General features: G+C 40.1%; 11 protein-coding genes. 6 read left to right on the forward strand and 5 right to left on the reverse strand.

Going from position 1 to position 14962, the window contains the following annotated elements:
* Positions 1–32: 32 nt before the first annotated feature.
* The 5 genes from BUC12_RS04640 to BUC12_RS04660 form a co-directional block, all read right to left on the reverse strand.
* Positions 33–950 (reverse strand): phospholipase A, encoded by a 918-nt coding sequence (locus BUC12_RS04640; RefSeq protein WP_062176298.1) that lies wholly within the window; start codon positions 948–950, stop codon positions 33–35.
* A gap of 139 nt (positions 951–1089) precedes the next feature.
* Complete coding sequence (locus BUC12_RS04645; protein WP_062176295.1) at positions 1090–1581, reverse strand: YkgJ family cysteine cluster protein; 492 nt, start codon at positions 1579–1581, stop codon at positions 1090–1092.
* Positions 1565–2620 carry an asparaginase gene (locus BUC12_RS04650; RefSeq protein ID WP_062176293.1) on the reverse strand — a complete coding sequence of 352 codons (1056 nt, stop codon included), beginning with the start codon at positions 2618–2620 and terminating at the stop codon, positions 1565–1567. Before BUC12_RS04650 ends, BUC12_RS04645 begins: the two co-directional genes overlap by 17 nt.
* Positions 2621–2823: 203 nt before the next feature.
* On the reverse strand, positions 2824–3486 hold the full coding sequence (locus BUC12_RS04655) for a B3/B4 domain-containing protein (RefSeq protein ID WP_062176290.1): 663 nt from the start codon (positions 3484–3486) through the stop codon (positions 2824–2826).
* A gap of 14 nt (positions 3487–3500) precedes the next feature.
* On the reverse strand, positions 3501–4514 hold the full coding sequence (locus tag BUC12_RS04660) for a glycosyltransferase family 2 protein (protein WP_062176286.1): 1014 nt from the start codon (positions 4512–4514) through the stop codon (positions 3501–3503).
* A gap of 142 nt (positions 4515–4656) precedes the next feature.
* Between BUC12_RS04660 and BUC12_RS04665 the strand changes: the two genes are divergently transcribed.
* The 6 genes from BUC12_RS04665 (at position 4657) to nifJ (ending at position 14953) form a co-directional block, all read left to right on the forward strand.
* Positions 4657–5370 (forward strand): TatD family hydrolase, encoded by a 714-nt coding sequence (locus BUC12_RS04665; protein ID WP_070808537.1) that lies wholly within the window; start codon positions 4657–4659, stop codon positions 5368–5370.
* A 60-nt stretch (positions 5371–5430) separates the two neighbouring features.
* Entirely contained in the window at positions 5431–6873 is a 1443-nt protein-coding gene (locus tag BUC12_RS04670; protein WP_062176284.1) for an ATP-binding cassette domain-containing protein, read from the forward strand.
* A gap of 198 nt (positions 6874–7071) precedes the next feature.
* Entirely contained in the window at positions 7072–9027 is a 1956-nt protein-coding gene (locus BUC12_RS04675; protein WP_062176281.1) for a putative porin, read from the forward strand.
* 18 nt (positions 9028–9045) lie between these two features.
* A complete protein-coding gene (locus tag BUC12_RS04680; protein WP_062176279.1) occupies positions 9046–9867 on the forward strand; it encodes a transporter substrate-binding domain-containing protein in 822 nt (273 codons plus the stop codon).
* 175 nt (positions 9868–10042) lie between these two features.
* A complete protein-coding gene (locus BUC12_RS04685) occupies positions 10043–11233 on the forward strand; it encodes an ATP-binding protein (RefSeq protein WP_062176276.1) in 1191 nt (396 codons plus the stop codon).
* Between the two features lie 147 nt (positions 11234–11380).
* Positions 11381–14953 carry a pyruvate:ferredoxin (flavodoxin) oxidoreductase gene (gene nifJ / locus BUC12_RS04690; RefSeq protein ID WP_062176272.1) on the forward strand — a complete coding sequence of 1191 codons (3573 nt, stop codon included), beginning with the start codon at positions 11381–11383 and terminating at the stop codon, positions 14951–14953.
* Positions 14954–14962 lie beyond the last annotated feature (9 nt).

Below are 14962 nucleotides of genomic sequence, written 5' to 3' on the forward strand. Positions count from 1 at the left end.
GTTGTTTTATGAAGCAAATATAAGAATTAATTTTAATAAATAAATCTAAAATTCGGCTTAATAACAAAACCTAAGCGGAATCGTTGGTGGAACTTGTCATAATCGAGGAGATTTTCCCCGTAACCGTTATATAATTCGAAGAATAAATACTGATTTTCGTCACTGAAAATCCGGTAAGAACAATTTAAGGTTATATTGGCATTCATAAAGCCCGAACGGGGATTCACGACCAGACTGACATTGTATTTATCGCGCTGGTTATAGCTTACGGCAAACGTACCCCATCCTTTGTAGTGAACCAGGTCTTTGTTATTTTCTCCATCGACAAAAGGTATCCAAACCTTTCCGAAATAACTCCAGTGCCTGTTTATTTTGAACTGTCCCGAAAAGCTTATTTTATTCCAGCTTCTCGAAGCAATGCTATCTTTTCCGTTCGATTCGTGCTCCAATTGGAACGAAATATCACCCAAATATCTGTTGTTATGGATCAGAGGTTTACCCAGACCTACGGTAGGATTAAAATTCAGATCTCTGAATGGAAAGGACTCTTTAAAAACGTCCCAGATTGCCAATTGTGTATATGTAAGGAACAAATAAGTTTTGAAAGGTAAAATACTGTTTGTCAAACGTTGCATAACACTAATCTGAAACTTGGCATCCGAGTTATTACGATCCGGATTACGGAGGAGGTCAGAACCCAAAACGATATAATTATCTTTATATATCCCAAAAGAAGGAGTGTCATCAAAAGCCTTTATCAGGCTATCGGCAAGAAACTCGGGATCAGGCTTAAAAAATCGTTCCAGAACCTCATCTGTTCTGGATGTAAAACTAGAATGTGATTTTGTAGAATCATTCACTGCTCTCGTATGCTTTTGGGCATACCCGGTTTGCATTCCGACTAAAGCGAGTAAGGCTATAAACAACACTCTCAGCACATCTCGTTTCATAATAAATTTATCAAATAAAGTTTAAGATCTTGCCTGATCTCTAAATAATTTAAGTTAGTGTAATCTACCGGTCATTAACAACCTGATAACATACAATCTAATAACCAACATACTTACCAATAATACCGCTCTTCAGCCCTCAACTTTTAACAAGATCCTTCAGAACTTCGTAAGCAATAGGGCATGTACTTGTATTCTTTACTGTAAGCTTATATATCTGGGCGAACTTTTTTCTGTCGGTATGCGGATATTCACGGCAAGCCTTCGGTCTCGATTCATAGATCGAACAATAGTTATCAGGCATCAAAAAAGGGCAAGGCATTGTTTTAAAAACATAATCGCCATCCTCATCTATCCGTAAATACTCCGTCATCATATCAGATGGTTTCATGCGTAAAGCCTTAGCCATCCGTTCGATATCTTTATCGTATATCGCAGGGCCTAACGATTTGCAACAGGCTGCGCACGATAGACAGTCTATCTCCGCCGAATGCCGTTCGTGCAGATCATGAACAATAGAATCCATCTTTTCCAGACGTTTTTTATTCTTTTTATAGAATAATAAAAACTCCGGTTTATCCTTTTCTGCTTTAACAGCCAACGCGGCGTATTTGTCAGATTTCTCTTTCATCGAACCGGGTCATTTCTCCTGCCAAAGGCACACGCATTCTTACAATAATTTCTTCTCTCGAATATTTATGTCCCAGTAAGTACATAAGTTTCGCAATAGTGGCTTCCACAGTAGCATCATATCCGCTGACCACACCGGCCCGCAAAAGCTCACGTCCTGTCTCATACCGTTGCATCTCTACGCAACCCATTTCGCACTGAGTAATGTTAACAATAATCAAGCCACGTTTTACGGCATCTTGCAAAGCTTCTATAAACCACTCATAACGAGGAGCATTACCTGACCCGTAAGTTTCTAGCACAACGGCCTTTACACCCTCAGCATTGAGTATCGCTTCTACTGTTTTTTGATTAATACCCGGAAAGAGTTTAAAGATCACAATTTCCGAATCCATCAGATAGTGAAAACGTACCCGCTTTTCGTAATCGGGTTTCAATATCTTGCTTTGATCGTAGCGGATATGTATACCCGACTTGCCCAAAATAGGATAGTTATACGAGGCAAACGCATTGAAATTGTCCGCATTAACCTTTGTAGAACGATTCCCGCGCAAAAGATAATTCTGGAAGAAGATGCAGACTTCAGGTACTACAGGATTTCCTATAGAATCTTTATCTGCGGCTATTTCCATAGCTGTTATCAGATTCTCTTTGGCATCGGTACGTAATTTCCCGATGGGCAATTGAGCCCCGGTAAATACGATCGGCTTTTGCAGGTTTTCTATCATAAAACTAAGAGCCGATGCCGAATATGCCATAGTGTCAGTTCCGTGGAGTATAACAAAACCGTCATGAGAATCGTAATTCTCTTCGATCAGCTTAACAAGCCTTTTCCAATGGACAGGTGACACATCCGAAGAGTCTATTATAGGCTCAAAGACAATTGTCTCTATATGAAACCTAAATCGCTGAAGTTCGGGTAGATGCTTCGTCAGATGGCCGAAGTCGAAGACTTCTAAAGCCCCGGTGACATTATTCTCAACCATCCCGATTGTTCCTCCGGTATAAATCAAAAGTATATTGGCATTGTAATCAATCATGAAGTTCGAACCTGATAAATGTGTTATGGACGCTGCAAAAATACGATATTACGGCGAATAAAAACAAACAAAATGTCAAAATAATCAGAATTATTCCAGTTTCAACAGAACAAAACGATATTTTAACATCCATTCACCTATCATAAAGCAAGAGAAAGCACTTACTATCCCCCAGTGAACCTTTTATAAAGTATTATTGATAATCAGAAGACAAAACCGGAACTGTTTTTCAACCCTGCATATTTACCTAAAAGTGAGATAAGAAATTCAGCGGCCGGATAAAGATTCTCCTGTCCGTCATATCCGTTTATAATTGCAAGCAAATGTGTAGTTTGTATATCCAGCTTGGTACGTTCGTTATCGCTCGTAGGTGTACCTACCCCACCCAGAGCATCCCTATATACAGGTAACCCTTCTATATTCAGCATTCCTTTTCCTATTCCTTCATAAGGTTCTCCGGCCTGCCCAACCCCCAAAGTCAGCACGTTTCCTTCTATTTTATTCAGATCAAAGCCTCCGATAGAGTAACCGGTTTCAATCGAAACCAAATTGATTATATCCACCAATGTATCGATCTGATAAAGTTCCATGCCTCTCATTATCCGGCGACATAAACTTTCGGACGAAGGGCGATAGCGGTTCGGATCTTTACCAAACTGCTTATAAGCCTGACGGGTTGCCTCAATTGCCGGATGCTTCTTTATATCATCCATTGTATGTTGCAATTTATACACCCGGATACATTCGTTTATCTCCTTCCACAAATCTGCGTTATAAGGTGAATTTTCGACTTCGGCAACCACTGCTATCCCTGCAAAACCGGGACATTTTTTCTTAAATTCATCAGAAACATGTATCGATAACATAGAACTTTCTCTTTTCAAATCTTATCTTTAAAATAACGGCGCATCATTATTTTATAAATCAACGAATCGAATTTATTATACATCATTCCCATTTTCTTAAACTCTTCACGAGTATCAAACTCATGGTTATGGTACATATGTTTTAAACTTTCGATTATACGAAAAGCATGTACTTTCAGAAAACTACTCCACAAACTTCTCTTTATAAAAGATTTATCCTGAACAATCCCCTTCCTTATTATTGTATCATGATATGCCATAGCCAGCAAAGTTTCTTTCTTGGCACTGACATTGTCTTTTATGCGGTAGATTAGCAAAGGATGCTTATCCAGCCTGCAGATAGGATAATAGTGAGACAACTTGACATAGAAATCATAATCCAGATTCAGGTCAAACTCCTTGCTGAACCCACCCATATCAAGAATTGCCTGACGTCTGAAACACACTCCTGATGGAGGCCCTGCAATATTGCCCCAAATAAAATCCATCGTTTTCATCTCCACTATATCCACACTTCCTTCAGGCTGTACAGGTGCTTCGGTCATTTTCTGCATATCATAAACCATATAGGTGCTGCAATATGCGGCATAATAGGATTTGGTTTGCTCCAGAACCGACTTCATTACGGGTAGGGCATCAGGATATAGCATATCATCATCATGCAGCAGAATCACATTTTCGCTCTGAGCTAATGAGAACAGCCTGTTCCAAGTTCCGGACATTCCCATGTTCCGGGTATTTTTATAATAAGATATCCGTTCATCCGAATATTGCATTATCAGATGCTCAGATTCATCATTCCGCTCAGGGTTGTCATCAACAATCAGAATAGAAAAATCATCGAACCCTTGTTGAGAAAGAACACTATCAATAGTTTCCTTCAGCAGGTCGGCTCTCTTATGGGTAGAAATAGCTACAGTAAAAAAAGCAGTATTATTTTCACCTTTTTTTATCAGAAGTGTCTGAATATCTTCTGTTTCTTTAAAATTATTCTTTAATGCAAAAAAATCTCGATGTTGCTTTTCCATTTACCTATATCTTTGAAAAACAAAGATAACCATTTTTATATAAACCATCCCTTATATACCTCCATCTCAAAAAAACAAAGATACGGCATCTGTTATTTAAAACTTTTGGCTAACTTGCAACTTTTAGAATTCTTATATAAATATGGACTTGTACGACATACATACACATGATGCAGTGACGCCAAGTGCCGATGATGACGGCGTCCCGTGGCAAAGATTACATTATATATTAAATGTATATCCTCTCGGATTTGAATACGCTAAAGACAGCGAACTTTGCACATGGTTTTCCTGCGGAGTACACCCTTGGTACTCAGAAGATGCAGAACCCCAATTAAAATTTTTACAAGAAATAGCAAACGATCCACGCATCATTGCTATCGGCGAAACCGGATTAGACCGGCTGAAAGGGCCCGGCCTGCAAATACAGGAAGCAGTATTCCTGAAACAAATCGAGTTATCGGAAAAATTACATAAGCCACTGATTATCCATTGCGTAAAAGCATGGGATGAGTTGCTTCATATCAAAAAAACGGTTAAGCCTTACCAACCATGGATCATCCATGGATATAGAGGGAAACCGGAGTTGACCAGGCAGTTGCTTTCGCATGGATTCTTTTTCTCTGTCGGGGATAAATTCAATCCCGACTCGGTAAATGAAATTCCAATCGACAGGCTATTCTGTGAAACGGACGTATCCGACACTCCGCTTGTTGATGTGTATTCGAAAATTGCAGATTGTTTAGGTATTCCGCTCGAGATATTAGCTCGCCACATACAAGAAAATGTAATAAACATATTTAAACTCCCTGCCATCAACATGCCTTCTAAAGAAGCAATGCCGGTCGGAGAATAATCCTTTTCAGATAATAAACAAGCTATAAAAACTGAAAGCTTTTAACTGTCAGAACTTCCAATGAATGAAGAAGTAATTATTGAGATCAAAGGGGCTGTACCCCGTATGAAAAACCTTGCATTTAAATCTCCCCTGAATTGGAGCATACGGAAAAACGAAAACTGGGCTGTGGTAGGCCCGAATGGAGCAGGCAAAACCCTTCTCATAGATATACTCACAGCGAAACATGCCCTCAAAGCAGGAGAGATCAACACCCTCGGCAATCAGAGCATCAACAAGATAGTAAAATGTGTTGCATTCAGAGACATTTACAGTCTCGCTGATATACAAAACAGTTATTATCAGCAACGGTGGAATGCCGGAGACGAGCATGAAGTTCCTTTCGTCAAAGACTTATTTTCGAAAGGAGATAAGGCTTGGATGGACTCTTTAGTAGAAGCTTTCGGGATAGAAGACCTGATCGAAAAACCAATCAACCTCTTATCCAGTGGAGAGTTGCGCAAAACTCTGATCATCCGCTCCCTGATAAATAAACCCCGGTTGTTGATTCTGGATAATCCGTTTATAGGGCTAGATAAGAAATCAAGAGCTTTACTTAACGATGTTCTCGAAAAGCTATCAAAACTCGAAAAAGTACAGATAGGATTAATACTCTCCCATCCTAAAGATTTACCCCAGAGCATCACTCATGTATTACCCGTAAAGGACATGACACTTTTACCTGAAATGAGCGGTGATACTTTCAGAGCAGATCAGCAATTCCAGACAGAGTTATTCGGGTCAGCACCCAAAGGTATTACAGATCAACTTCTTTATAAAACAGAAAACATACCTTTTGAGAATGCATTGGAGCTCAAAGACATTTTAGTAAGGTATGGATCGCGCACCATACTCAAAGACTTAAACTGGAATGTAAAACGGGGTGAAAAATGGGCTTTACTGGGCGAAAACGGTTCCGGAAAATCCACCCTACTCAGCTTAATATCAGGAGATAACCCTCAGGCATACGCTAATAACATTACATTATTCGACCGGAAGCGCGGATCTGGCGAAAGCATCTGGGATATAAAAAAACGTATCGGATATATATCTCCCGAAATGCATTTGTATTATCTAAAGAATGTGCGCTGCCTCGATGTTGTCGGATCCGGATTTTTCGACACCATAGGTTTATACCGGAAATGCAATGAGGAGCAAGAAGCCGTAGCCTTAGAGTGGATGAAGGCGTTTGGTATAGACCACATTAAAAATGTATCGTTTCTCAATATCTCCACAGGTGAGCAACGGCTTGTGTTACTAGCCCGTGTATTCGTCAAGAATCCCGACTTACTCATTCTCGACGAACCGTTGCACGGACTTGACATATCGAATAAACAACATATCAAATCGATGATCGAAAAATTCTGTACCGAAGACAAGTCACTAATCTATGTAACCCACTATGAAGAGGAGATTCCGGACGTAGTTACACAACGGCTGACTCTGACTAAACGGACGGATTAAATAAACAACCCAAAAGGTCTGAGACCTTAATAAGATACAGTTTAACTACTATTTATATAAAAAGCCATGTTCTTTTTCGGTTTTTTATGTAAGTTTGCGACGATGAAAAGATTCGCCTTAGTATCAGCCTTTATATGCATATGTGTGCTCACAGTCAGTGCACAAACTCCGCGTTTTATCTTCGACAACGATAGTCTTATGCAACAGATAGAAACGCCTCAGGCTCAACCCAAACCACGCCCGATACCGACTGACTCTACAGCTCGGGCTTCGATGGCTGATTCGTTAAGTAAAATTCCTCCGGCTATTCCGGCATGGAACATCGACGAACGTTTCGGCGAACGCATTCCTATAATAATGGACACGATGTTCATTAATTTCCATAACGAAACACTGGTTGAAGGATATGATGTAGCTGTTGCCTATCTTGGAAATATAGGGTCGCCGGCTCAATCCCGAATATTTTTCAACAGACCCGAGACCTCTCAGTTTCCGGTGGCGGATGCATTCTATTTATATCACAAAAGACCGGGAAACCAACGTTTCATAGATACTAAAAAACCCTACTCCAATATATTTTATCAGACCGGAGGTAGTAGTTTGAGTAAAGAAGACCGCTTCTCTGGGGAGATGGCTATCAGCTTAAACAAAAAACTAAGCTTCGGGTTTAATGCCGATTACCTCTATGCACGGGGATACTATGCATATCTGGCAAATAAACAGAACAATTACGATTTATGGGCGAGCTATCGTACAGACAATTATCAGATGCATGCCTTTATCGCGAATAACAACTACACAAACGCCGAAAACGGTGGGCTTGCCGATGATGATTACCTAACCGGAAATGTCGGAGGTGCACAGATCAATACGAGTAAAACCCAAGAGTTTCCGGTCAATATAGAAAGTACATGGAATAAATTAAGAGGACGCCATATTTATTTAACCAACAAGTATAGCTTGGGTTATAGGAAAGACGACGACAGCGAAACATTTGTACCTGTGGCCAGCATTATCTTCACCAACAATTATACCGATCAGCAACGCCGTTTCCATACAAGTCAACCGGGCATCCTGAGTGATTATTATGGTGCTGCGACAGGCTCGAATACCAACTCGAGCCTGACTGTAATCGACGAAAGAATGTCCTACTGGTCATTCAAAAACACATTGGCCGTAGCTCTGAATGAAGGATTCAGACCATGGGTCAAATTCGGGTTAACTGCATTCATTGAACAAGACACCCGGAAATATCAAATACCCGGAGAGAAATATCCGTCATTTTCGAGTGAGCAATACTCACAAAATTCAACTACTATCGGAGGTGTTTTAAGTAAGGACAAAGGACGTTTTTTGCATTACAATCTATCCGCATCATTCGGGGTCCTCGGATATAACATCGGTGAATCGAGGCTTACAGCTGATATCAGTTCACGTATTAACATCAAAGGAAAAGATGCTATAATAAAAGCCGATGCTTATATAAAGAATTTGAAACCGACCTTTTTCGAGAATCATTTCATGTCGGCATATCGCCGTATAGACGAAGATCTCAGTGATGTAAGAAGAGTATATATCGGCGGTGAAATAATTATCCCACATACAAAAACACGCATCAAAGGAGGAGTCGAAAACATAGAGAACTACATATATTACCAAGCTCCCGACTCAGCAGTTGCCAATATAAAACAAGCAGGAAAAAGCATACAGGTAGTTTCCCTGCAACTCGACCAGAATTTCAGTTTCCGTGCCCTTCACTGGGATAATCAACTGGTATTCCAAACCAGTTCGGACGAAAGTGTACTGCCTTTACCTAAATTCAATGTATACAGCAATCTGTATATAAAGGTGAAACTAGCCAAAGTATTAGGAATACAGTTAGGCGTAGATGCCCGTTATTTCACAGAATATAACGGACCGGGATACGACCCTGTAACTCTACAATTTTACAATCAGGAAGACCAGAATATCAAAATCGGTAACTTCCCCCTGATCAATGCTTATGCTAATTTTCACTTGAAAAAGACCCGCTTCTTTGTTATGATGTATAACATAGGCAAGGATTTTAACAACTCGAGATATTTCTCGGCAGTCCACTACCCCATCAATCCAATGATATTCAAGATGGGATTATCATGGAACTTTACCGATTAACCAAAAACGACACAAATCATGGCTGGTAAACAAAAGAAACGTATCAGTTCAGCGGTAACTATTTCAATTATTATAATTGCCGGACTGGTATTATACAAATGCTATCCGCAAGCTCAAGAACGTGACTACCCGCAAATAGAGAAATCGGGAATATTGCATATTGTAACCAATATGGATCCTATCGGATACTTTGCCTCATCGGATACCATTGCCGGATATAACCATGATATGCTCGCAGCCCTGCAAAAATACACCAATATCAAGTTCGAAATCTCATTGGAAAACAGCCTCGACGAATCTTTTAAAGGATTACAATCAGGCAAATATGACCTGATCGCACGCAATATAGCGATCAATGCCAACCTGCGAGAATCATACAGCTTCGTTACACCGATAACATATAATAAATTGGTATTGGTACAACGCAAACCCGAGTATAACGAGGGTAAGGCCCCCATCCGCAATCATCTCGAATTAGGTAATAAAACCCTGCATATCCCGTTAAATTCGCCCAACAAAATCCGCATAGATAATCTGGCACACGAAATAGGCGACTCTATACATATCAGTGAAGACAGCTTGTATGAAGATGAACAAATTGTAATGATGGTAGCTTCGGGCGATGTAGATTATGCAGTCTGCGATATTCAAACGGCACAACTGCTATCTGCAAAATTCCCTGAGATCGATATAGCAACCGATATAGGCTTTACACACCTCGAAGGCTGGGCGGTAAGAAACCAATCTCCAGCCCTACGGGATTCTCTCAACATCTGGATCGAACGGTTCAAGCAAACTGATGAATACAAACTTATTCAGAAAAAATACTACACTAAATAAGCAAAACCGTCATTTTTTTCACCCGCAAATTACCGCAATTCAATCATAAACAAAGGGAAAGAGAATAAAAAGTGAACTTATCAATAGTATTTCATGAAAAAAGAATAAAAATGCTATGCTGACTTTGCAATAAGATAAAAAACAGTTACCTTCGTGTGGATTAATTTATATATCTGTGGAGTCTTTTTTCAGAACACATAAATATTTAGTCGAACATCTGGGTAATACTGTCGAAAGGCGTCTTATGGACGAAATCGACTGGAATCATCGTCTGATTGCCATCAAAGGAACCAGAGGAGTAGGTAAAACAACATTCTTATTGCAATATGCTAAAAAGTACTGCGATCTGGATAAGCGAGACTGTTTGTATATAAATATGAACAATTTCTCTTTTACATGTCGCGGATTATACGAGTTTGCAGAAGAATTCTTCTTTAAGGGAGGAAAAACACTACTCATCGACCAGGTATTTAAGTACCCGAACTGGGCAGCAGAATTGAGAAGCTGTCATGATAAATTCCCCGAGCTGAAAATTATTTTTACATGCTCGACTGTGATGAAGCTGGACGAAGAACCCGAACTCTCGCCAATAGTAAAACACTATAACCTGAGAGGATTTTCGTTCCGTGAGTTTCTGAATATCATAACCAACAGCAACCTCAAGCCTATTTCGCTGGAAGATATTATTTCCAACCACAAAGAAATTGCGACCGAAATATGTACAAAAGTAAAACCGTTGGCATATTTCAGAGATTATATACATCATGGGTACTACCCGTTTTTTCTGGAGAAAAGGAATTTTTCGGAGAATCTATTGAAAACCATCAACATGATGCTGGAGATAGATGTATTGTCGATCAAACAAATAGAACAATCGTATTTACCGAAATTACGTAAATTAGTCTATCTGTTATCTATCGCTGCTCCCGGAAAACCCAATATAAGCCAGCTTAGTGTAGATTGCGAAATCTCCAGAGCAACTGTAACCAATTATCTTGAGTACCTGAAAAGTGCCCGTTTGATAAACCTGTTGTACCGCGAAGGGGAAGAGTTTCCTAAAAAACCTGACCTGGTGTATATGCACAATACCAACCTGATATTCGCGATGAAACCGGGTGTGGCAGACGACCATGCATTACGTGAGACTTTTTTCTACAACCAGTTGCATCACAACAACTCTCGATTGAAGAAAGGACACAAAGCCGGAATATTTATTGTAGAAGATGAAGATAAGAAATTCCAGTTCAAGGTTGACGATTCGAAACCCAAAAGCAATAAGAAAGCAGATATATTCACTACTGCAGAAATGATGGAAATAGGAGAAGGCAATACGATTCCGTTATGGCTTTTCGGATTTCTATATTAAGCAAATAAAGATAAAGTTCAATAAAAGAAGTGAGCGTTTTTACATTAAGAACAACTGATTAATAGATATAATCCCTGCTACTTAAGGCTAAAAAGCTCACATTTAAACAGTTTCTATAAACAACTAAATAATCAACTATTACAGAGTATGGCAAAAGAAAAAAAATTTTTAACCTGTGATGGTAACCAAGCTGCCGCACATATCTCGTATATGTTCAGCGAAGTAGCTTCGATCTATCCTATCACACCATCATCAACTATGGCTGAGTACGTTGATGAATGGGCTGCCGCCGGCCGAAAAAATATCTTCGGCGAATTGCTAAAAGTACAAGAAATGCAGTCTGAAGCAGGGGCAGCAGGGGCTTTGCACGGTTCGCTTCAAGCAGGTGCATTAACTACGACTTATACAGCGTCGCAAGGTCTTTTGCTGATGATTCCAAATATGTACAAGATTGCAGGGGAGTTACTTCCTTCTGTATTCCATGTATCGGCACGTGCACTAGCGGCACAGGCTCTTTCTATCTTTGGTGACCATCAGGATGTTATGGCTGCACGCCAAACAGGATTCGCAATGTTCTTCTCGGGTTCTGTACAAGAAGTAATGGACCTTTCGGCAGTACCGCATCTGGCAACACTGGAAGCTCGTATTCCATTCATGAATATATTCGACGGATTCCGTACTTCTCACGAGATACAGAAAGTTGAATTGATGGAACAAGAAGACCTTATTCCTCTTGTAGATCAGAAAGCACTTAAAGAATTCCGTGAGAGAGCATTAAATCCTGACAAACCTGTAACCAGAGGTACCGCTCAGAATGATGACATTTACTTCCAGTCACGCGAAGCTTCAAATAAATATTATGATGCAGTTCCCGGAATTGTAGAAAAATATTTGACAGAAATCGCAAAAATCACAGGACGTAAATATGGATTGTTCGATTACTACGGAGCAGAAGACGCTGACCGTGTAATCATTGCAATGGGTTCTGTAACAGAAGCTATCAAAGAAACAATAGACTTCCTGAACGCTAAAGGCGAAAAAGTAGGTCTTGTTGCAGTTCACTTATATCGTCCGTTCAAAGCCGAAGCATTCTTGGCTGCTGTACCTAAAACAGCGAAGAGAATTTGTGTTCTTGACCGTACTAAAGAACCGGGAGCTGTAGGACAACCTCTTTATCTTGATGTTAAAGACTGCTTCTACGGAAAACCAGATGCTCCTACTATCGTTGGTGGTATCTATGGTCTTTCATCAAAAGATACAACTCCGTCTCAGATCATGTCGGTTTACGAAAATCTGGCAATGAACCTTCCTAAGAACGATTTCACAATCGGTATCGTAGACGACGTTACATTTAAATCTCTTCCTTTGAAAGAAGAAATTTCAGTTGACGACTCTAACTACGAAGCTAAATTCTACGGATTAGGATCTGATGGTACAGTAGGTGCTAATAAAAATACAATCAAGATTATCGGTGAAAACACCAATAAATATTGTCAGGCATATTTTGCTTACGACTCTAAGAAATCTGGAGGTTTTACATCGTCTCACCTTCGTTTCGGCGACCACCCTATCCGTTCTACCTATTTGGTTAATACGCCAAACTTTGTAGCTTGCCACGTTCCTGCATACCTGCATCTTTATGATGTAACTAAAGGTTTGAAGAAAAACGGAACATTCCTTCTTAACTCTGTATGGAGCAAAGAAGATGTAGGTAACTATTTACCTGACCACGTAAAAAAATACCTGGCTGTAAATAACATCAATTTCTACATAATCAATGCAACTAAAATTGCTACAGAAATTGGTCTTGGAGGTCGTACAAATACCATCCTTCAATCAGCATTCTTCAAAATTTCGAATGTTATTCCTTACGATCTTGCTGTAGAGCAAATGAAGAAATTCATTGTTAAATCATACGGACGTAAAGGTGAAGACGTTGTTAAGAAGAATTATGCAGCAGTAGACAGAGGCGACGAAATCGAAAAAGTAGACGTACCTGCAGAATGGGCAAATATCCTGGTGAAGAATACAGAAGAAGATAATGCTCCTGAATTTATCAAGCAAGTAGTTCGCCCTGTAAATGCTCAAAGAGGATATGATATCCCTGTATCAGCATTTGTAGGCCGCGAAGACGGAACTTGGGACAATGGTACTACTTACTACGAAAAACGTGGTGTAGCAGCATTTGTACCGGTATGGCATATGGAAAACTGTATACAGTGTAACCAATGTGCTTATGTTTGTCCTCACGCTACCATCCGTCCATTCGTTTTGGATGCCGAAGAACAAGCTAAAGCTCCCGAAAGCGCAACATTACTGAAAGCACAAGGAAAACAATTCGAAGGAATGGGATACCGTATTCAGGTAGACGTTCTTGACTGTTTGGGTTGTAACAACTGTGCAGAGGTTTGTCCCGGTAAAAAAGGAGAAAAAGCCCTTGAAATGGTCGAAATCGGAACACAATATCCGGAACAAGCCAATTGGGATCATATGGTTGCAAACGTAACCAGCAAAGCTCATTTAGTAGACATCAAACAAAACGTGAAGAACTCTCAGTTTGCTACACCTTTGTTTGAGTTCTCTGGAGCATGTTCAGGCTGTGGTGAAACTCCATACATCAAATTGGTGACTCAATTGTACGGAGACCGTATGTTGATCGCTAATGCAACAGGATGTTCTTCAATCTACGGAGGATCAGCACCTTCTACTCCTTATACAACTAACGAAGAAGGTAAAGGTCCGGCTTGGGCAAACTCTTTGTTCGAAGACAACGCTGAATTTGGATTAGGATATGCTTTGGCAAATATCACTATGCGTGACCGTATCGAAAAACTGATGAATCAAGCTATTGCAGGTGCTGAAACTCCAGCTAATGTAAAAGAACTATTCCAATCATGGATCGAAAACAAACACGACGCTGATAAAACCAAAGAACTTTATCGCCAGATACTTCCAATCATCGAAGCAGGTGCAAAAGACTGCGAGATCTGCAAAGAATTGCTTTCACTGAAATCATATATCGTGAAACGTTCTATCTGGATATTCGGTGGTGACGGATGGGCATACGATATAGGTTTCGGAGGTCTTGACCACGTTATCGCTTCCGGTGAAGATGTAAATATCCTTGTTCTCGATACTGAAGTATATTCAAATACAGGAGGTCAATCATCTAAATCGACTCCAGTAGCTGCTGTTGCTAAATTCGCTGCTGCCGGTAAGAGAATACGTAAGAAAGACCTTGGTATGATCGCTACTACATACGGTTATGTCTATGTAGCTCAGGTAGCTATGGGAGCTAACCAGATGCAATGTCTGAAAGCATTTAAAGAAGCGGAAGAATACAAAGGACCTTCATTGATCATCGCTTATTCTCCTTGTATCAGCCACGGATTACGTAAAGGTATGGGACAAGCTCAGGATGAAGAGAAAGCGGCTGTAGAGTGCGGATACTGGCATCTATGGCGCTACAATCCAATGTTGGAAGAAGAAGGTAAGAATCCTTTCACCATGGATAGCAAAGATCCTGACTGGACTAAATTCCAAGCATTCTTAGGCAACGAGGTACGTTATACAGCCCTTCAGAAATCTAATCCCGGATCGGCCAGTGAATTGTATGAAGCTGCTCAAAACAATGCTATGTGGAGATGGAAAAGCTACAAACGCTTAGCTGCCGGAGTATTCGATGTTGCAGATGAAACTAAGAATCTACCTAATGACTAATAAGTAAAG

This window comes from Indolivaga macrotermitis (genome assembly GCF_900128985.1).
GTDB lineage: Bacteria > Bacteroidota > Bacteroidia > Bacteroidales > Dysgonomonadaceae > Dysgonomonas_A > Dysgonomonas_A macrotermitis.

What these genes read in the sequence shown, in the direction of transcription:
- BUC12_RS04640 (WP_062176298.1), bottom strand. Translation starts at nt 950, where the DNA reads ATGAAACGAGATGTGCTGAGAGTGTTGTTTATAGCCTTACTCGCTTTA.
- BUC12_RS04645 (WP_062176295.1), bottom strand. Translation starts at nt 1,581, where the DNA reads ATGAAAGAGAAATCTGACAAATACGCCGCGTTGGCTGTTAAAGCAGAA.
- BUC12_RS04650 (WP_062176293.1), bottom strand. Translation starts at nt 2,620, where the DNA reads ATGATTGATTACAATGCCAATATACTTTTGATTTATACCGGAGGAACA.
- BUC12_RS04655 (WP_062176290.1), bottom strand. Translation starts at nt 3,486, where the DNA reads ATGTTATCGATACATGTTTCTGATGAATTTAAGAAAAAATGTCCCGGT.
- BUC12_RS04660 (WP_062176286.1), bottom strand. Translation starts at nt 4,514, where the DNA reads ATGGAAAAGCAACATCGAGATTTTTTTGCATTAAAGAATAATTTTAAA.
- BUC12_RS04665 (WP_070808537.1), top strand. Translation starts at nt 4,657, where the DNA reads ATGGACTTGTACGACATACATACACATGATGCAGTGACGCCAAGTGCC.
- BUC12_RS04670 (WP_062176284.1), top strand. Translation starts at nt 5,431, where the DNA reads ATGAATGAAGAAGTAATTATTGAGATCAAAGGGGCTGTACCCCGTATG.
- BUC12_RS04675 (WP_062176281.1), top strand. Translation starts at nt 7,072, where the DNA reads ATGCAACAGATAGAAACGCCTCAGGCTCAACCCAAACCACGCCCGATA.
- BUC12_RS04680 (WP_062176279.1), top strand. Translation starts at nt 9,046, where the DNA reads ATGGCTGGTAAACAAAAGAAACGTATCAGTTCAGCGGTAACTATTTCA.
- nifJ (WP_062176272.1), top strand. Translation starts at nt 11,381, where the DNA reads ATGGCAAAAGAAAAAAAATTTTTAACCTGTGATGGTAACCAAGCTGCC.